16 protein-coding genes are annotated in these 17,481 nt (G+C 59.3%); 6 read left to right on the top strand and 10 right to left on the bottom strand.

What is annotated here, in order from left to right; all coding sequences use genetic code 11:
- The first annotated feature begins 135 nt into the window (after positions 1-135).
- From ACR0IP_RS09120 to ACR0IP_RS09105, 4 genes are read left to right on the top strand one after another with little or no spacing between them, the layout of a single operon-like run.
- The gene (locus tag ACR0IP_RS09120; protein ID WP_170376907.1) at positions 136-750 is read left to right on the top strand and encodes a CDP-alcohol phosphatidyltransferase family protein; all 615 of its coding nucleotides are present in this window, start codon (positions 136-138) and stop codon (positions 748-750) included.
- 15 nt (positions 751-765) lie between these two features.
- Positions 766-1,962 carry an ABC transporter substrate-binding protein gene (locus tag ACR0IP_RS09115; protein ID WP_170690171.1) on the top strand — a complete coding sequence of 399 codons (1,197 nt, stop codon included), beginning with the start codon at positions 766-768 and terminating at the stop codon, positions 1,960-1,962.
- Positions 1,952-3,664 (top strand): ABC transporter permease, encoded by a 1,713-nt coding sequence (locus tag ACR0IP_RS09110; protein ID WP_480525117.1) that lies wholly within the window; start codon positions 1,952-1,954, stop codon positions 3,662-3,664. The genes ACR0IP_RS09115 and ACR0IP_RS09110 overlap by 11 nt, the downstream gene beginning before the upstream one ends.
- Positions 3,660-4,292 carry an ATP-binding cassette domain-containing protein gene (locus ACR0IP_RS09105; protein ID WP_170377480.1) on the top strand — a complete coding sequence of 211 codons (633 nt, stop codon included), beginning with the start codon at positions 3,660-3,662 and terminating at the stop codon, positions 4,290-4,292. Before ACR0IP_RS09110 ends, ACR0IP_RS09105 begins: the two co-directional genes overlap by 5 nt.
- 49 nt (positions 4,293-4,341) lie before the next feature.
- Here ACR0IP_RS09105 and ACR0IP_RS09100 read toward each other — a convergent pair whose 3' ends face one another.
- The 4 genes from ACR0IP_RS09100 to ACR0IP_RS09085 all read right to left on the bottom strand — a co-directional run bounded on the left by ACR0IP_RS09100 (position 4,342) and on the right by ACR0IP_RS09085 (position 8,653).
- Entirely contained in the window at positions 4,342-5,739 is a 1,398-nt protein-coding gene (locus ACR0IP_RS09100; protein WP_170376911.1) for a Dyp-type peroxidase, read from the bottom strand.
- Positions 5,736-6,452 (bottom strand): hypothetical protein, encoded by a 717-nt coding sequence (locus ACR0IP_RS09095; RefSeq protein ID WP_170376913.1) that lies wholly within the window; start codon positions 6,450-6,452, stop codon positions 5,736-5,738. The genes ACR0IP_RS09100 and ACR0IP_RS09095 overlap by 4 nt, the downstream gene beginning before the upstream one ends.
- 4 nt (positions 6,453-6,456) lie before the next feature.
- Positions 6,457-7,470: a catalase gene (locus tag ACR0IP_RS09090; protein WP_480525115.1), complete on the bottom strand. Its 1,014-nt coding sequence runs from the start codon at positions 7,468-7,470 to the stop codon at positions 6,457-6,459.
- 133 nt (positions 7,471-7,603) lie between these two features.
- On the bottom strand, positions 7,604-8,653 hold the full coding sequence (locus ACR0IP_RS09085; RefSeq protein ID WP_170679736.1) for a patatin-like phospholipase family protein: 1,050 nt from the start codon (positions 8,651-8,653) through the stop codon (positions 7,604-7,606).
- A 220-nt stretch (positions 8,654-8,873) separates the two neighbouring features.
- Between ACR0IP_RS09085 and ACR0IP_RS09080 the strand changes: the two genes are divergently transcribed.
- Complete coding sequence (locus ACR0IP_RS09080) at positions 8,874-9,797, top strand: SMP-30/gluconolactonase/LRE family protein (RefSeq protein ID WP_480525113.1); 924 nt, start codon at positions 8,874-8,876, stop codon at positions 9,795-9,797.
- A gap of 133 nt (positions 9,798-9,930) precedes the next feature.
- Here the strand turns inward: ACR0IP_RS09080 and ACR0IP_RS09075 are convergent, their stop codons facing one another.
- From ACR0IP_RS09075 to ACR0IP_RS09050, 6 genes are all read right to left on the bottom strand, one after another.
- Positions 9,931-10,671 (bottom strand): 4'-phosphopantetheinyl transferase family protein, encoded by a 741-nt coding sequence (locus ACR0IP_RS09075; RefSeq protein ID WP_480525111.1) that lies wholly within the window; start codon positions 10,669-10,671, stop codon positions 9,931-9,933.
- Between the two features lie 216 nt (positions 10,672-10,887).
- A complete protein-coding gene (locus tag ACR0IP_RS09070; protein WP_480525156.1) occupies positions 10,888-11,904 on the bottom strand; it encodes an endonuclease/exonuclease/phosphatase family protein in 1,017 nt (338 codons plus the stop codon).
- Positions 11,904-12,950, bottom strand: a complete 1,047-nt coding sequence (locus tag ACR0IP_RS09065; RefSeq protein ID WP_170376921.1) for an ABC transporter ATP-binding protein — start codon at positions 12,948-12,950, stop codon at positions 11,904-11,906. The genes ACR0IP_RS09070 and ACR0IP_RS09065 overlap by 1 nt, the downstream gene beginning before the upstream one ends.
- An 11-nt stretch (positions 12,951-12,961) precedes the next feature.
- Positions 12,962-13,855, bottom strand: coding sequence for an ABC transporter permease subunit (locus tag ACR0IP_RS09060; protein ID WP_170376923.1), 894 nt, complete (start codon positions 13,853-13,855; stop codon positions 12,962-12,964).
- Positions 13,856-13,866: 11 nt separating this feature from the next.
- Positions 13,867-14,748 (bottom strand): ABC transporter permease subunit, encoded by an 882-nt coding sequence (locus ACR0IP_RS09055; protein ID WP_170481538.1) that lies wholly within the window; start codon positions 14,746-14,748, stop codon positions 13,867-13,869.
- A gap of 72 nt (positions 14,749-14,820) precedes the next feature.
- Positions 14,821-16,125, bottom strand: a complete 1,305-nt coding sequence (locus tag ACR0IP_RS09050; protein WP_170690184.1) for an extracellular solute-binding protein — start codon at positions 16,123-16,125, stop codon at positions 14,821-14,823.
- Positions 16,126-16,356: 231 nt separating this feature from the next.
- Between ACR0IP_RS09050 and ACR0IP_RS09045 the strand changes: the two genes are divergently transcribed.
- The gene (locus ACR0IP_RS09045; protein WP_480525108.1) at positions 16,357-17,370 is read left to right on the top strand and encodes a LacI family DNA-binding transcriptional regulator; all 1,014 of its coding nucleotides are present in this window, start codon (positions 16,357-16,359) and stop codon (positions 17,368-17,370) included.
- Positions 17,371-17,481: the final 111 nt, after the last annotated feature.

The raw sequence follows: 17,481 nt of genomic DNA, 5'->3' as shown, positions 1-17,481 counted from the left end.
TCCTGTGGATGTCGTGCAAACCGGTAGTGAGGCAACTCAGGTTGGAAAACGGCCTTCTCTTTTTAATTCTACCCAATGCCACGGCGTGTGAAAGCTGCGTCTCTGTGCCATCAGTAGACTGCGCGGAGGCCAACCATGCTTGATGCCCGCATCCGCCCACTGATCGATCCGCCGCTGAACGCGATTGGGCGGGGGTTGGCGGCGCGTGGTGTCTCGGCTGATCTTGTGACTCTGGTGGGTCTGGGGTTCGGCCTGATGGCGGCTGGCGCGATCGTTCTAGGTTTACAGGTTCTGGCCGTCCTGTTCATCCTGTTGTCGCGTCTGGCGGATGGTCTGGATGGGGCAATCGCGCGCGCTGGGCGTAAGACCGACTTTGGCGGCTATCTCGATATCACTTGTGACTTTTTGTTCTACGGTGCGATCCCCATGGCGTTTGTCTGGGCGGACCCGTCGGCAAATGCCCTGGCCGGAGCGTGGTTGCTGGTCAGCTTCTACTTCAACGGCGCGACCTTCCTGGGCTATGCGATCCTCGCCGAAAAACGCGGGTTGGAGTCGCAGAAACACGGTGCCAAGTCGCTCTACTTTACCGGCGGTCTTCTGGAAGGCACTGAAACCATTGCCTTCTTCATCGCAATCTGCCTGCTGCCCAACTGGTTCAGCCCGATGGCATGGGCGTTTGGCGCGGTTTGCTTTGTCACCGCCATTTCGCGCATCCTGTTGGCGCGGCAGGTCTTCACTCACTCGGAATAAACGCAAGGAAAACCCATGAAACATCTATTTGCTGCCCTCTGCGCGGCGCTGGCCGGAACAGCATGGGCTGAACCTGATCCCGCAAACTGGCAGGACGTTCTGGATGAGGCCAACGGCCAGACCGTCTATTGGAATGCATGGGGTGGCTCGACCACGATCAACGATTTCATCGAATGGGTCGGAACCCGCGTCGAAGAGGAACATGGCGTCAAGGTCGAGCATGTGAAACTCACCGATACGGCCGATGCGGTCAGCCGGGTGATTGCCGAGAAATCCGCCGGTCAGGACACGGACGGAGCGATTGATCTGATCTGGATCAACGGAGCCAATTTCAGTGCCATGAAAGAGGCCGATCTTTTGTTCGGCCCCTTTGCTGAGGCTCTGCCCAATTGGCGGTTCGTAGATGTGGACGGCAAGACCGTAACCACAGATTTCACCGTCCCGACCGAAGGGTTTGAAAGCCCTTGGGCCATGGCGCAGGTCGTGTTCATCTATGATAGCGAGGTACTGCCTGAGCCTCCCAAATCCGCCGAGGCAATTCGCGAATGGGCGGCGGCGAACCCGGGTCGGTTCACGTTCCCTCAGCCCCCTGACTTTCTGGGAACGACCTTCCTGAAACAGATGCTAATCGAATTGGTCGAGGACCCGGCCGTCCTGCAACAGCCCGCCGGCGACGACTATGCGCAGGTGACGGCGCCATTGTGGGACTGGCTGCAGGATGTAACTCCGGACCTCTGGCGTGCAGGTCGCGCCTATCCGCAAACCGGGCCAAGCCAACTGCAGCTGATCAATGATGGAGAGGTCGACATGGCGATCAGTTTCTCTCCGGGTGAGGCGACAACGGCCATTGCCAACCAGCAGCTGCCGGAAAGCGCGCGGACTTTCGTTCTGGATGATGGAACACTGGGCAATGCCAGCTTTGTGGCGATCCCCTACAATGCCTCGGCCAAGGTGGGTGCCATGGTCGTTGCTGATTTCCTGATGAGCCCCGAGGCGCAACTGCGCGCGCAAGACCCGGACGTATTGGGCTTTAGCACCGTGCTGGACATGGCCGCCCTTTCGGCGGAGGACCGCGCTGGGTTCGACGCGTTGGAGCTGGGCGTGGCAACGCTTTCGCCCGCCGAACTTGGCCAAGCCCTGCCCGAACCGCATCCCAGCTGGATGACCCGGATCGAAGCGGATTGGGCTGAGCGTTACGGCGTTGGCAACTGACCTAAGCCCCGGCAAACCATGGGGGCTGGCACCGACGCTAACCATAGCGTTGTTGCTGGGTCCCATCGCTGCCGGGCTTTTGGGAACGATCCTTCCGGCCTTCGGAGGCATGCGCCCGGACGGGCAAAACGGGTTCTCATTTGATCCATGGACGCGCCTCTGGGCCGAGCCCGGCGTGGGCCAAGCCCTCTGGCTGTCGTTCAAAACCGGTTTCCTTTCGACGCTTGGGGCGCTGATCGGGTGTTTTCTGCTGATCGCAGGTTGGCAGGGCACACGCGCGTTTTCGCGGATTGAGACGCTGCTGTCGCCCCTTTTGTCCGTACCCCATGCGGCGGCCGCGTTGGGGCTGGCGTTCCTGATTGCGCCGTCTGGCTGGATTGCGCGGCTCATCTCGCCCGGTCTGACGGGATGGACCCGCCCTCCTGACGTGCTGATCCTACAAGACCCGGGCGGGTGGTCCTTGATTGCGGGACTGATGATTAAAGAACTGCCATTTCTGCTGCTGATGTCGCTGGCCGCGCTGCCTCAGATCAAATCGGCCGAACGGATGCGTGTGACGCAGGTGCTCGGCTACGGCAGGGTCCGAGGGTGGTTTCTGGCCGTGATGCCCGCGCTGTATACGCAGATCCGGCTGCCGATCAATGCGGTCTTGGCTTACGCGATGTCGAATGTGGATGTCACAATGGTATTGGGACCGTCGCGCCCGCCGACTCTGTCCATGTTCATCCTGCGCTGGATGACGGACCCCGATCTGGCCCTGCGCGCGCCCGCTGCGGCAGCTGCGTTGGTTCAGTTGGGGCTGGTGGCCGCAGCCATCATGGTCTGGCGGGGTGGTGAAAGGGCCGTGGCCGCGCTGATCAACCGGGGTGTTGAAAGCGGAACGCGCGGCACGGGCTTGCGCGACACCGCCCTCAGAACCATTGGCCTCGTAATGTCACTCACGGCGGGCATCGCGGTTTTCGGGGGTTTGATCAGTCAGTTCATCTGGTCCTTCGCCGGGCGTTGGAGGTTTCCCGACGCGCTACCGAGCAGCTTCAGCCTGATGTCCTGGGAGCGCCACGGCCTGGACGCGGTTGAGGTCACCCTGCTCACCTTGGCATTGGCGTTTTCCACCGCACTGATCGCTCTGGTTCTGGTGATCGGCTGCCTGAACGCAGAACTCCGCACCCGGCGCAAAATGAACAAGACAGGTATGGTGATCCTGTACCTACCGCTCATCCTGCCTCAGATCGCTTTCTTGCCGGGCCTGCAGATCCTGATGATCCAGATCGGAGCGGCGCAGGGCATCCTTCCCGTGATCTTGACCCACTTGGTCTTTGTTCTGCCCTACGTATTTCTGGCCTTGGCAGGCCCCTACCGCGCGCTCGACCGCCGCTATGCTACGATTGGGGCCGCTATGGGGCTGGGACCGGTCGGAGTGCTTTGGCGTATCCGGCTGCCAATGTTGCTGGCTCCGATCTTGACGGCTCTTGCGGTGGGGATGGCGGTGTCAGTCGGCCAATATTTGGCCACTCTTCTGGCCTCGGGCGGGCGGTTGAACACGTTGACGACTGAGGCTCTGGCCCTGTTTTCAGGCGGTGATCGCCGTGCGATAGGGGTCTGGACCATCGCGCTGGCGTTCACGGCATGGCTGCCGTTTCTGCTGGCCTTGATGATCCCCAGAATTGTCTATCGCAACAAAAGCGGACTACGCCATGATTGAACAGGGCCTCTCACTGGATCAGCTTTCGATCTCTCATGCCGATGGCAGAGGACTGGTGCAGCTATCAGCTGACATTGCGCCCGGAGAGGTTCTGAGCCTGATGGGGCCGTCCGGGGTTGGGAAATCCACCATTCTTGCAGCGATCACCGGAACTTTGTCGCCCGCCTTTCGTCTTGAAGGGCGCATAGCGTTGAATGGGCGGGTTCTGAATGCCCTGCCGTCTCAGAAGCGGCGCGTGGGGATCCTGTTTCAGGACCACCTGTTGTTCCCACACCTGTCTGTTGGTCAGAATGTCGGCTTTGGTCTGCCGCCCCGTACCCCGGACCGGGCCGCGCGCATTCAGGCCGCCCTGTCCGAGATCGGGCTGGACGGGTTTGAAGCCCGCGATCCCGAGACCCTTTCCGGAGGCCAGCGCGCCCGAGTGGCCCTGATGCGGATGCTTCTGGCGGAGCCCGATGCCTTGCTTTTGGATGAGCCTTTCTCGCGTCTCGATGTCGGTCTCCGGGACAGAATGCGGGACCTCGTCTTTACCCGAGCCGGCGCGGCGCGGCTGCCAGTTTTGTTGGTGACCCATGACATTGCCGATGCCGATGCCGCAGGAGGCAGGGTTGTGACTCTGCCTCAATAGCGGTTTTGGTCGAGATGTTCGGCTTTGTCTGGTTCCGGCTCGCCCTAGCCTAGTTCGTCAATCCGGACAGGTACTTGATCGCCGTCAGGCTCGGCAGGAACGTGTACGCGCCACCGCGAGTATGGATCAGTCGGGGAAAGCCGTGCAGTCGGATCGTGCCCTCATCGGGCAGGCTGAGGTCGAACCAGCTGGTTTCCGGCGTGTTCGCCCCCAGCAGAGGATCATTGGCACCCGTGATCGTCGGGTCGTGCAGGCCGAGGTTGATCCAGTCGCACATCACCGCTTCGAACTGTGCGCCGATATTGGCGCCGATGAAGCTGCCCAGCAGGCCGCGCTCAGCCGTGTCGGGGTTTTGGGGGTCGAAATCCGGGCCGTAGGACATGCCGCGCCGCACCAAACGTCGCGTGTAGTTGGCGATGCGTTGCACGATCCGACCGCCACGCGGGTTGCCGCGTCGCAGATGCGACCCGGCAGGACAGCGGGAATGCGCGTTGTAGTTGAAATTGGTCAGCGAGACCTCATGCTCAGGCCATTGCGCGTCCGGTGACAGCTCGTATGGAACGCCGTTTCGCCAGCGCCCGCACATCTGGGCCGCGACAACCTCTCGCAGAGCGCCGTGGATGTCCAGGCCTTCGCCGATGCGTTCCAGATTGTTCGGATCGACCAATTTATCGCGATCCGGGTGACCCATCAGATCATCGGCGGCTTTGTCCAGATAAGCCTCGAAACCGGCCGCATCCTGCGCCAGAACTCGGAACGCATTGAACGACCCGTTGAAACCAAGCGCATTGGGCGAGGGGACGCGGAACACCACGCCCTCTTGGCGTGTGGGATAACCCAGCAGGGCGGTGCCCAGCGGGTCAATCGGTTCATCGACACCGGCTTGCTCGGGGTCATAGACCTGCTCGAACCGGGGCTGGGAAATGCCATCGACATAGCCGAAAAACACCTTGCTATCGGCCAGATTGCGGCCGTCGCGTTTACCCAGAATGGTGAAGGCCGCGCCAACCTGTTTCTCTACCAGGTCTAGGTGATCCTGAACGTCGGAATAGACCGACGCCATGATGTGAACCCGGTCAGGTTGATCAAACGGAGCCGGCCAGTGATCCGGTGCGCTGGTGCCGAAATCGCCCAGTTTCATCGCGCGTTTCGTCATGCCCTGCACGAATTCGCTGGGGAAGGTTTTCAGATCCTCGGACGCGGTGCCAAGGGCGCGCAGCCCGGCATAGGTCAGGCCGATGTTGAAACAGAAGGGCGGCTTGACCTCCCACAACACACCTCGGGTGATTTCGGGGACGGTTTCACTGCCGCCATCGACGGCGGTCGCCAGAAACTGACGGGCCGCGGTGCGGTCGGTGACTTCAAGAAACAGATGGCGCACCAGATCGCGGCGATAACCGCGCAGGATGTTGCCCTGAATGTCGGCGAGATCGAGTTTTGCAGTCACCAGCCTTGTCCAAATTTTTGGCGCACTTGCGCGGCGGAAACGCCCGGATAGGCGCGATAACCGCCCCCCAGCGACAGGTTAGGGTTCGCGTAGAGTTGCAGAACAAACGCACGCGGGAGGGTTTCCAGCCGATGCGGCGGCTGGTTCGGAGGCAGCCCTTTGGCCTCATCCTGAAGGCCGAACAGGTCGGTCGGGAAATCGGGGGCCTGAAACAGGTCGTGCTCATGGACCCAGTCGATGAACTCTTCGACGTTGTGCTCGGTCGGGATTAGGTGTTCCGCCCCGTCCACCAGCGAGATGACGTCGTTGAACACACTGCCGATGGTGGTGATGAAATCCCGAATGTAGTTGCTGAAATCGCCATCATAGACCGAAATCATGCATATCTTGTCGTCGATCAGTAGAAACCGGGCGAAATGCACCGTTCCGACATTGTCGAGCCCTGCAAATATCTCTTCGACATTTTGCGCGATGGCTAGTGCAGCATGGGCACGTCCGGCGGGCGAGGGGTCTTTCAGCGGCATGATCAGATTCATCATGCGCTGCACGTTCTCGCTGGGTTGCGGTGAGGGGCGCGGGCCACCGGGCAGTTTAGGCTTGGGGTCGCGCCAGTGCCAATAGGGCACAACGATGTAGCGTGACAGGAACTTGAACCATCCCCGATCCGGCAGGGTGTTGACGTAGCGATTGAACCAACTGTTCTGACGAGTCATGACCTTACCCCTTCGAGAACGGGCAAGGGGACCCGCCGCGCCAAGCGCTTGAGATTTTGTACGAGTCGATGCGCATTTTCAGCACCGGATCATCCGAGGCCTCAATCCCGGGGGTCAGCAAACCAGGATTGAAGCTGAGCTTCTCAGACTGTTCTATCTGGTCCTCAGGCACAGCGTTTAGCGTCAGAACGCCCATCATGATCCGTTTGCGATGGGGCGGCCAGGGGCGCGAGGAGTTGTTGAAATCGTCTCCGACCTCACCGATTGTCATCATCAGAGAGAACCGCGCAGGTTCTTTAGCAAGACGCTCCCTAAGTTCAGCCTGAAGATAGTCATCCACCGGTGTTTCATCCGGGTCGGTGTTAAGCACGCCTGCGATGGGTTGCCACGAAAACCGCACCCAGCGGCGCACGCCTTCGGCTCCGGTCACGATGAATGTATGGCAGGCGTGATAGGCCGCCCGCGCGTAGCTGGTCGGCGCTCCGATCTGGGCGGCTTGTAACACACCAAGCTGAGAATAGGCGTTTCGGTCGGCAAACCCGATGGCACCTTCGTCCGGGCTGATCGTCTCGCCCGGATAGGGGTCGCGTTCAGGCAGCATCAGCTGAAGGTAGCTCCAGATTTTCTGCCAAGGGGTCTGACCATTGTAGAGCTTGGGCTTGGCGGCTTCGGCGAAATCCAGAAACGTCTCGGGGGTCTGGGTGAAAAACTCGGGCAGATTCATCGCGATCAGGTCGGTATCGGAGCCATCAGACAGGTGAAACCGAACCGCCAGCCCCCGGACATCGGACCAGCCGTCATGCACCACAGCGCAGCCCGATCCGTTCGAAAACCGAACAATCACATCCGTCTTTTCATTGGTGAAGTGATCCGCGGCGCAGAAATTCCGGGCGATGGGCGTGGGCTTGAAATAGCCGGTCGCACTGATCCCGATTGTGTGAACGGGGCGCAGGGCCAGATCACCATCAGGACGATGCAGAACTTCTACCAGCTTCTCGGCAAGGCCGGGATCGCTCATGACTTGACCACCTGTTAACTGAAGTTACCCCAAAAATGTGGCGTTAACCATAAACACTGGTCGGGCAAAGGCAACAGGAAGAATACATAAAACCCGGCGAAGCCACTGTTTGATCACACAAAACTGAGGGCGGCTACCATTTGTTCAGCATCTCTTTGGCATGGGTCCAGTATTCACTTTGCCGACAGGTGTAGAATGCCTTCTCCATCAGATCGTAGGATTCAGGTCGGTGTGTCGCCAGCCCCACGACCTTGGGTAGCGAAGGGTTCAGGCGCACCATCCGCTCTTTCAGCACAAGATGGGCCATCCAATGCTGGTTCTCAGCCGATGTGGTCAGCAGCAGTTCGATCAAAGCCCCCCGAGGCGCGCCCGACGTGATGCCGAACCATTTCAACAGGCCCCAGTCGTCGGGGTTCTTGATCATCTCCTCCGAGATATCTGTGGGCTGTTGCCCGGTGCCGATCGACAGAGCCTCGATATGTGCCAAACCCTCGGCTCGGCCTGCCGCGATGGCCACGTTGATGCCGTTCATCACCGGGTTGTTGGCAAAGGCCCCGCCATCAGCGAAATAGCCATAGTCCACCCCGTCCGAAATGATCTGATGCGGCGGGAAATAGGATGGCGCGGCCGAGCTTGCCATGGCGACGTCCAGCAGGCCGACATCGCTCATATCCAGCCATTTTTCGTAGCCCAGCGTCTGGTTGGTGATAGTAAACGGCGACCACCCTACCTTGTCGCTGCGATGAAGGCATACGGTGTTGACCGCCAGAACCAGATCCGGCGAAAGAGAATTGACTTTGCGGTCTCCCACGAGACTGCGCCCGATCTCCTCCAGCCCGGTGGCATTGTATTGCGAGGCGGTGATGCCCGGGCCGCCGCCGAGTTTGAACCGCCGCAGCACCTCATCCAGTGCCTTGTCCAGAAAGCTGTGTTCGTTTTCACGAAAAATCTTGTCGGCATCTTCGCGGTAATGCGCGGCAAGCTCGCCGATGAGCTGACCCATATCTTTGCCTTGCGTCCGGCCATCCGCAAGCGCCACGGCGATCAGCCCACCGGTCGAGGTCCCCGCGAACCCGTCGGCCTTGTCCAGAACGCCGGTCTCCTCCTGCAGGCTTTGCAAGATCAGGCAGGTCAGGTAGCCCCTGATCCCCCCGCCATCGCAGGACACAAGTTTGAATACCATTCGATGCGCCTCATCGCTTTTTAGTTGTAAGGGGTTTTAGGATAACTGGGCTGGGAAAAGCCAGCCGTTTTGCGACCCGTTGAGGCTTGTCCCGCATAGCAAATTGGAAAAAGCCTTGCGAAAACCTGTATTTGCAAGCACAGTTCGCCGCGAAAAGGACGGGCTTGGCCCGCAATGGCCGACCCCACCGGGGCCACGGCGCAATCAGGGAGTTGAGGCTATGGCGTTGGAACTACATGAGATGTGCAGCGGGCTGGGCTTTCCAGAAGGTCCGGTTGCGATGAATGATGGCTCGGTCCTGTTCGTGGATATCAAAGAGCAGACCCTCGTGCGCCTGACCGTCGATGGCACCGTCAGTGTGGTGGCCGAAATCCCCGGCGGCCCGAATGGCGTGGCAATTGGACCGGATGGCGCTGCCTATGTCTGCAACAATGGCGGTGTCTACAGTTTCGTGCCCTACGGACCCGACGATATCACTGTTCCCGCCCCCATTCGCCCGCATTATAAGGGTGGGTCCGTGCATCGGGTCGATCTTGAGACCGGAGAGGTCACGATGCTGTTCGATTCCTATGAGGGGAAACGGCTGATCGCGCCTGACGATCTGGTTTTCGACAAGGAGGGCGGGTTCTGGTTCACCGATACCGGGATCGAGGACGCAGAGTCTACGCGTTATGGCGGGCTGTACTATGCCACGATCGACGGCAAGACCCTGATCAAAGCTGCCACGATTCCGATGCCCAACGGGGTCGGGCTGTCGCCGGATGGCGGCACCGTCTATGTCTCGGACACGGTGTTTGGGCGGCTTTGGGCAATGAAGATCACCGGCAAGGGCCAAGTCGAGCCCGGTCCGATTCCGGGGATGCCGGGGCAGGTGGTGCAAACCTTGCCGGGGTATCAATGGCTCGACAGTCTCAAGGTCGAGGCCGACGGACGGGTCTGCGTGGCGACAATTTTCAACGGCGGGATCACAGTGTTCAGCCCTGACGGGTCGACCGAACATGTCGCCATTCCCGACCTCTTCACGACCAATATGTGTTTTGGCGGAGAGGACATGCAGGACATATGGATCACCGCCTCCAGCACGGGCAAAATCTACAAGGCCAGATGGCCTCGTCCGGGGTTGAAGCTGGAGTTTACGGCTTAATGTAAGGACCGTCGGTTTTGCGCAGTCGAGATCAGCATATGCTTGAGCCATGGCCAATAACGGAGGGTGTGTCGCAGGTGCAATCCGGCGACAAAGAACTAGAAGGACAAGGCCTTGGCCGGACTGCCGAGGCTCAGTCTGCAGGCGTGGGTGTGATAAGCCAGGTAATAACGCTGCGGTCCAGTTGTCGGTAGCCAACGTCGAAGACCGCCCCTGCCGTGACCGTATTATTCAACGATTTGGTCAACCGCAGCCTCAGGACGGTTTCACTGGGCGCGCCGTAGAGTTCGGCATGGTCAAAACCAAAGAACTGTTGAACCGCAGGGAACAGGGCCTTGTAGAGAGTTTCTTTGGCCGAGAATACAAGCGTTGCCTTCAACGCCTGCGCGTCGCTTTCCCGGATCAGCCGGGTTTCCTCGGGCTGCAAAGCGACCTTGAAAATCGCATCCAGTGAGGATCCTTCGGCGATGTCCTCTATATCGACGCCAACCAAGGTGCCGGGCTGATCGGTGATAATCGCCGCACAGCGCCCCTTTGAATGCGTGATCGAACCTGCGACGCCTGCGGGCCAGATCGGCTCACGGTTGGGACCTGTGGCGATCTGCGTCGACGCATGCCCCGTTGACGCCAAAGCGGCCATGGCTACGGCACGGGCTGCAAGGTACTCGGCCTTTCTCTTTTCAACGGCCCTGTCCAAACGATCCGGGCGGTCGACGCACAACGTCGTGAAAAGGTCATCTTCAAAACGAGATTGATCAAACCTCGCGATCACAGCAGTCGCTGTCGCAGACCCGATGTCCATGGCCCCCACGTCCGTCAGGAACCCATCGGAGCGCGTTTCAAGGGAAGAGAGGTGTTGGGTGGGCAGTGTCATGGCCCCCTTGGCTTCCCTCAAGCGTCGCGCCACGTCAATCCGGATTTTCAAATCGTATGACATCTGCGCAGTGGGGCAGCTTGAACTTTAGAGAGATGTGGGGAACCATCTGAGGCCGACAGCTGAAACCTACGGCCCGCCCAGAGGGTTGGGGGGCCAGTGCCCCTAATGCTCTGAGAACTTGTAATCGCGCCGCAGACCACGACTGGATTTGGATCATGCGTCTGAAAGTGCGAAGATATCGGCCTTTGTCCACACGCAGTCGTGGTCGGAAAGCGGTGTGCCAGTGGCCGAGATTGAACTCAATACGCCTTTGTCTACGGGCGTGAAACCCCGTCCGGCCAGCCAATCCAGTTTCATCTTTCGGTCCGGGTGTGGCGTTATCAGACTGGGGCGGGTCGTGTCGCCCTCGGCCGTAAACGCCCACGAATAGCCCTGATCTTCGGCCAGTGCGAACAAGGTTTCGCGGCGCCAGTCGAAATCGGGGGGAAGGTGGTTGCCGGTGTTCAGATCTCCTCCGATCAGAACGGGAATGTCGGGGGCGAAGGCGTCAATCTCCTCTAGCAGAAGTTCGAACTGAACTTGCCGGTGTTCAGCGGCGGAATTGCTTTCCAGATGCGTGGAGACCACGCAGATCGGCCCCCTTTCGGTTGGCACAACGGCGGCAATAGCCATGCGCCCGCCGACCCGGGGTTGTTCAGGGTCTGCTGCCCCGCTTTCGGGGGTGAACCAATGGCCGTGGTCGTCCAATCGGATCAAAGCTGTGCGCTCAAACGGGACCGAGGATAGAACGGCGTTGCCGTGCCAGCCGGTTGTGTTGAAATCATCGGTGCAAAAGGCGCGCTCGGTCGGGCCGCCCAGGTCAAGCTCGTGAAACTCGACGCCAAAGGCGTATGTCATGCCCAGGACGCGGGCAACCTCTTCGGTGGTGTGGCGTTGCGCGGTGCGGGCCATGCCGCAATCGACCTCGGAGAGCAGAACGATATCTGGCGCAATTGGGTCTAGATGCGCGGCGGTTTCTTCGGGAAACAGGCAGCGTTCAACATTCCAGGCGGCGACGGTGATTTGCGCGGGCAGTTGGGCCGCTGTGGCCTCGCCCCCCAATTGCAGCGCGTTCATCGCCGGCAAAGATGCCATAAGCGAACGATGTGCCTTCGTTGTGCGTGGGGCAGCCAGAATTTCAGCCCGCTGGTCAGATGTGACAGCGGGCAAAGTCGCGACAGTTTGTGTGATCAAAGGACTTTTCCCGTTTCCACGTCGAACAGGCGTAGGGCGTCGTGTTTCAGGGTGATGCGGGTCTCGCCCGTGTGCACGCTATGGTCCTTGCCGACCATGACTGTAAATGGCTGGTCCGCAAGTGTGCCGTGCAGCAGACGATGCGCGCCAAGTTCTTCGAGGATGTCGACCTGGAACGAGACGGATCCGTTCTCATCCAGTTCGACATCCTCGGGACGTACACCCATGGTCACCGGGCCACTGACGGCCTGTGGCGCGGGCATCAGCCCGTCATAGCCGTTGAGGCGGACCTGTCCGTCTGACGCTTCGGCCTCGATCAGATTCATGGGTGGGGCACCCATGAACGAGGCGACGAAGGTGGAAGCCGGATTGTGGTAGATCTCGGAGGGGGTACCGATCTGTTCAATCCGGCCTGCGTTCAAAACGATGATCCTGTCGGCCATCGTCATCGCCTCGACCTGGTCATGGGTTACGTAAACTGCCGTCGTGCCAAGACGACGCTGCAGGGCTTTGATCTCGATCCGCATCTGGTTGCGCAGCTTTGCATCAAGGTTTGAAAGGGGTTCATCAAAGAGGAACAAGGCGGGGTCGCGCACCACCGCGCGCCCCATGGCGACGCGCTGGCGTTGACCACCGGACAATTGCGCCGGTTTGCGGTCCAGATATTCAGTCAGGTTCAGCATCTTGGCGGCGTCTTCGACCTTGGCTGCGATTTCTGACGCGGGCGTGCCGCGGTTCTTCAGGCCATACCCGATGTTCTTGCGCACCGTCATATGCGGGTAGAGCGCGTAGTTCTGGAACACCATCGCGATGTCCCGATCCGCAGGGTCCACATCGTTGACCACCCGGTCGCCGATTTTCAGCGTACCTTCGGTGATATCCTCAAGCCCCGCGATCATCCGCAACAAAGTGGATTTGCCGCAGCCCGAAGGGCCGACCAGAACGACGAACTCGCCGTCCTGAATGGTGAAGCTGGTGGTCTGAACGGCTTTGAAGCCGTTGGGATAGACCTTGCGGATGCCCTCTAATGATACCTGAGCCATACGCGTATTCCTTATTTGTCGGATTCTGTGAGGCCCTTGACGAACCAATTCTGGAAGAAGATGACGATCGCCACCGGCGGGATCATCGCAACAATGGCCAGCGCCAACGCTTGTCCATGCTCGGGGATCTGACTGTCGGTGTAGGTCAGCACGATCTGCTTGATGCCACGGACCAGCGTGAAGAAGCTTTCATCCGTCGTGATCAGCGTTGGCCACAGGTACTGGTTCCAGCCAAAGACGAACATGATGATGAAGATCGCGGCAATCATCGTGCGGCTGAGCGGGACGAGGATGTCGATAAAGAACTTCCACGGCCCTGCGCCGTCGATCCGGGCCGCCTCGGCCAGTTCTTCGGGGACGGACATAAAGAACTGCCGGAAGAAGAACGTGCCTGTGGCAGATGCGATCAGGGGAACGATTAGACCGGTATAGGTGTTGGTCAGGCCCAGTTTCTGGATCGCTTCGTAGGAGGGCAGGATGCGGACCTCGAGCGGCAGCAACAGGGTGGTGAAGATCACCCAGAAGGCCAGCGTTGCAAAGCGCAGACGGAAATAGACGATGGCATAGGCGGCCATCATCGAGATGATGATCTTGCCCACGGCAAAGCCGATGCCCAGAATGAAGGAGTTCATCAGCATCAAGGTGCCATCAACTGTCTGCGTGAACCCGCCTTTTTCAAACATGGCGGCGTTGAAGTTCTTGCCCAAGTCGTCGCCTAGGCCCAGCTGGATGCCCTCGCGGTGGATGGTGACCGCGTCGTGGCTGGCTGTGGTCAACGCCAGAAGCGGCGGCAGGATCATCAGCAAAGACCCAAGGATGAGGACAAAGTGATCTCCGATCGTTTCCCAGCGGATTCTGCGGGGTTTGCGGGTCACGGCGGGTGTGTCGAGTGTGGTGTCGGCCATGATATCCTCCCTCAGGTATAGTGAATCCGGCGTTCCACCAGCCGGAACTGGAAGACGGTCAGGATCAGAACAAGGGCCATCAACACAACGGATTGCGCAGAGGATCCGCCAAGGTCGTTGCCGCGGAAGCCATCCAGATACACCTTGTAGACAAGGGTCATCGGGTTGTTGCCCGGCTCACCCTTCATCAGTGCGTCGATGATGCCGAATGTGTCGAACAGGGCATAGGTGATGTTGATGATCAGCAAGAAAAACGCGGTTGGGGCCAGCAGAGGGAATGTCACGTCCCAGAACCGCCCCGTGGATGAGCGGTTGTCGATCATGGCCGCCTCACGGACTGAACGAGGGATGGATTGCAGGCCCGAAAGGAAGAAGATGAAATTGACCGGGATCTGTTTCCACACCGCGACGATGATCATTGCGGTTGCGGTGGCGTTGTAGTCAACGCCCAGCTTGAACTCCCAGCCGAACAATCCGAAGAACTTGGTCATGGGGCCGGTGCTTTGATCAAAGAACAGAATGCCCAGAAAGCCTGCAACCGGGGGTGCGATCGCGTAGACCCACATCAGCAGGGTGCGGTAAGATCTCGCCCCTCGGATCACCTTGTCGGCCTTGACCGCCAGCAACAGCGCTATGGCCAGCGAAAAGAAGGTGACCAGAATGGAAAAGACAACCGTAAACCACGCTATGCGTTTGTACTGATCATTGCCCAGCAATGAGGTGTAGTTGTCCGCCCCCACAAAGGTCGAGCCGAACCCGAACGGGTCCTGCAGAAAGAACGACGATTGCAGCGCCCATCCAGCGGGCCAGTAGAAGAAGATGGCGATGATCATGAGCTGCGGCAGCAGCAGCGCCACAGGAAGCCAGATAGTGTCGAAGCCCGCGCGTTTCATTGTTAGTCCAGTTGCAAAATGGGGGATGGCCGCGCCCAAAGGCGCGACCATCTTGGGGGTGATCCCAGAACCTTAGCCCTGAGTCTTTGCGAAGCGCGCCAGCAATTCGTTGGCTTCGGCTTCGATGTTCTGGAACGCGCTTTCCACGTCGGTCTCACCGGTCAGGATACGGCCATACTCGCGGTTCATGATGTCGCGGATCTGAACGTAGAAGCCCATGCGGTAGCCCTTGGTGTTGTCACCGGCCTTGGCTTGCAGCTGGTTTACGCCAACTTCGGCGGCAGGATAGCGCTCATAGTGGCCGTCTGCCTTGGCGGCTTCATAAGCGGCCTCGGTGATCGGGACATAACCGGTTTCCTGGTGCCAGAAATACTGGGTCTCAGGCGCGGTCAGGAAGCGGAAGAACTCGGCAGTTGCCTTGTTTTCCTCGTCCGATTTACCCGACATCGCGAACAGCGCTGCGCCACCGATGAAGGTTTGGGTCGGTTCAGCTGTGACGGCTTCCCAATAGGGCAGCTCAACCGCGCTGAATTCAAAGCCCAGGTCTTTCTGCAGCAACCCGCCGAAGGAACCCGACGAACCCAGCCACATCGCAACTTTACCTTCTTCGAACGGTTTTGCGTTGTCACCCCAACCGGTGCCATACCATTCGAACATGCCGTTGTCTTTCCACTCGGTCACGGCGGTGAAGTGTGCCTTGATCGCGTCGTTGTTGACCAGGATCTCGGTGTCCATGCCGTCATAGCCGTTGTTGTTGGTCGCAAACGGCAGGTTGTGACGCGACATGAAGTTCTCGGTAAAGATCCAGGGCAGGTGTGACTGGCTGAGCGGGATGTAGCCTGCCTCTTTAAGCGCCGGAGCGGTGGTCGACTGGAACTCTTCCCATGTCTTCGGCGGGGTCACGCCTGCAGCTTCCAGAGCGTCGACATTGTAATACAGGATCGGGGTCGACGAGTTGAACGGCATACCGATCATCTTGCCATCGCTGTCGGCATAGAAATAACGCACACCGGCAATGTAGTCATTGATGTCGAATTCGACGCCGTTTTCTGCCAGCAGGTCCTGAACCGGAACGGTCGCGCCTTTGGCCGCGATCACGGTGGCGGCACCTGCGTCAAACACCTGCATGATGTTGGGCTGCTCGCCCGCGCGGAAGGCAGCGATCCCGGCGGTCAGCGTTTCTTCGTAGCTGCCCTTGTAGATCGGAGTGATTGTGTATTCGTCCTGCGACGCGTTGAATTTCTCGGCAACCTTGTTGACGGTTTCACCCAGCTGCCCGCCATGGGCATGCCACCAAGTGATTTCGGTTTCTGCAAAAGCTGCGGTCGCGGTCAATGCGAGCGCGGCAGCTGTTGCGCAAAACTTCAGATTGTTCATTTCGATCCTCCGGTTCGGTGTCGGCCCTTTGCAGCAAAAAGACCGTTGGCGTTATGTGCCAGTTTTCATGCAGGCTCCCCTGCGGCGTTTTTCGCGCGCAGCCTCCGACCCGCATCAGTGGAATACGTCCGCAAACTGCACACGTGACCACATACTGTTAACGTATGACAGTTCGATGAAAGATTTCTAGCAATATTGACAAATTAAACAAAAAAGATGGACAGCTTAGGCGTGGTTGATGACAGCAAAAAACAACTGGACAGACCGCGCCGCGTTACGGCGCAGGCGGTTGCCGATGCGGCGGGCGTGTCCCGCTCGGCCGTGTCCCGTGCGTTTACGCCCGGCGCTTACCTCGATGCGGAAAAACGTACAAAAATCATGCGGATGGCTGACCGTATGGGGTATCAACCCAACGCGTTGGCGGCAGGGTTGAAGGGAGGGCGATCGCACCTCGTTGCGGTCTTTGTAGGCAACAAGCGGAGCACCTACGACTCGGAGTTCGTGAACCGGTTGGTCGGGCAGTTGAACGCGCTGAACAAGTGGCCGATTCTGATTGATGGCAGCGGCGAGAGCGCTGAATCAGCCATGGATCAGGTTTTGCGCTATCCGCTGGATGCTCTGATTCTGCGCGGAGGTAGCATGCCCGGCGCGCTTGTGGAGCAATGCAGCAAATTCGGGGTCCCCATGATCTCATCCGGGCGCATCGTGGATGCGGCGGGGATCGACAATGTGTGCTGCAAGAATGCCGACGGGATGACCATCGCGACCCGTGTTTTGTTGGACAAGGGCCGCACACGGTTCGGGTTCATTGCGGGCGCGGCCGAGTTCGGATCTTCAGATGATCGGAGGGCCGGGGTGGTCAACACTTTGGCGTCGGCAGGATTGTCCCTGATCGCGGAAGAGGTCGGAGATTTCACGGTTGGGGCTGGATACGACGCAGCGCAAAAACTACTGCGGGAAAACAGCCTCGATGCGCTGATCTGTGCCAATGATGCCAGCGCCATCGGAGCGTTGACCGCGGCACGGGAGTTGGACGTGGACGTGCCCGAAACACTCTCAATTGTAGGCTTTGATGATATTGAAATGGCCGGGTGGCCCGCGTTCAATCTCAGCACGATCAACAATCCGATCGACCTTTCGGTCGAACATGTGATCACCTTGCTGGAAAAACGTCTGGCTGAACCGGCAAAGGACAGTGAGACCCTTCTGATCGAGCCTTTCTTTGTCCCGCGCGGTACCCATTGACGCTGATACGGCCCGAGGTGCCTGAAACCGTGAAGGGTTTCTCGGCGCCGTGCTGGATGACAGTATTCTTCACACCGCCGGTTGCCTGCTCTTGCAGACAGAGAGAGGTCT

The organism is Ruegeria sp. AL11, from assembly GCF_056540865.1.
The sequence above is the reverse complement of the archived record's forward strand: the minus strand, read 5'-3'. Positions and strand labels throughout refer to the sequence as shown.

Bases quoted from the DNA above. Each gene is read 5' to 3' on its own strand.
- ACR0IP_RS09090 (WP_480525115.1), bottom strand. From the start codon at position 7,470: ATGAGCGATCCCGGCCTTGCCGAGAAGCTGGTAGAAGTTCTGCATCGT.
- ACR0IP_RS09095 (WP_170376913.1), bottom strand. From the start codon at position 6,452: ATGACTCGTCAGAACAGTTGGTTCAATCGCTACGTCAACACCCTGCCG.
- ACR0IP_RS09050 (WP_170690184.1), bottom strand. From the start codon at position 16,125: ATGAACAATCTGAAGTTTTGCGCAACAGCTGCCGCGCTCGCATTGACC.
- ACR0IP_RS09055 (WP_170481538.1), bottom strand. From the start codon at position 14,748: ATGAAACGCGCGGGCTTCGACACTATCTGGCTTCCTGTGGCGCTGCTG.
- ACR0IP_RS09075 (WP_480525111.1), bottom strand. From the start codon at position 10,671: ATGACACTGCCCACCCAACACCTCTCTTCCCTTGAAACGCGCTCCGAT.
- ACR0IP_RS09085 (WP_170679736.1), bottom strand. From the start codon at position 8,653: ATGGTATTCAAACTTGTGTCCTGCGATGGCGGGGGGATCAGGGGCTAC.
- ACR0IP_RS09080 (WP_480525113.1), top strand. From the start codon at position 8,874: ATGGCGTTGGAACTACATGAGATGTGCAGCGGGCTGGGCTTTCCAGAA.
- ACR0IP_RS09115 (WP_170690171.1), top strand. From the start codon at position 766: ATGAAACATCTATTTGCTGCCCTCTGCGCGGCGCTGGCCGGAACAGCA.
- ACR0IP_RS09065 (WP_170376921.1), bottom strand. From the start codon at position 12,950: ATGGCTCAGGTATCATTAGAGGGCATCCGCAAGGTCTATCCCAACGGC.
- ACR0IP_RS09120 (WP_170376907.1), top strand. From the start codon at position 136: ATGCTTGATGCCCGCATCCGCCCACTGATCGATCCGCCGCTGAACGCG.
- ACR0IP_RS09060 (WP_170376923.1), bottom strand. From the start codon at position 13,855: ATGGCCGACACCACACTCGACACACCCGCCGTGACCCGCAAACCCCGC.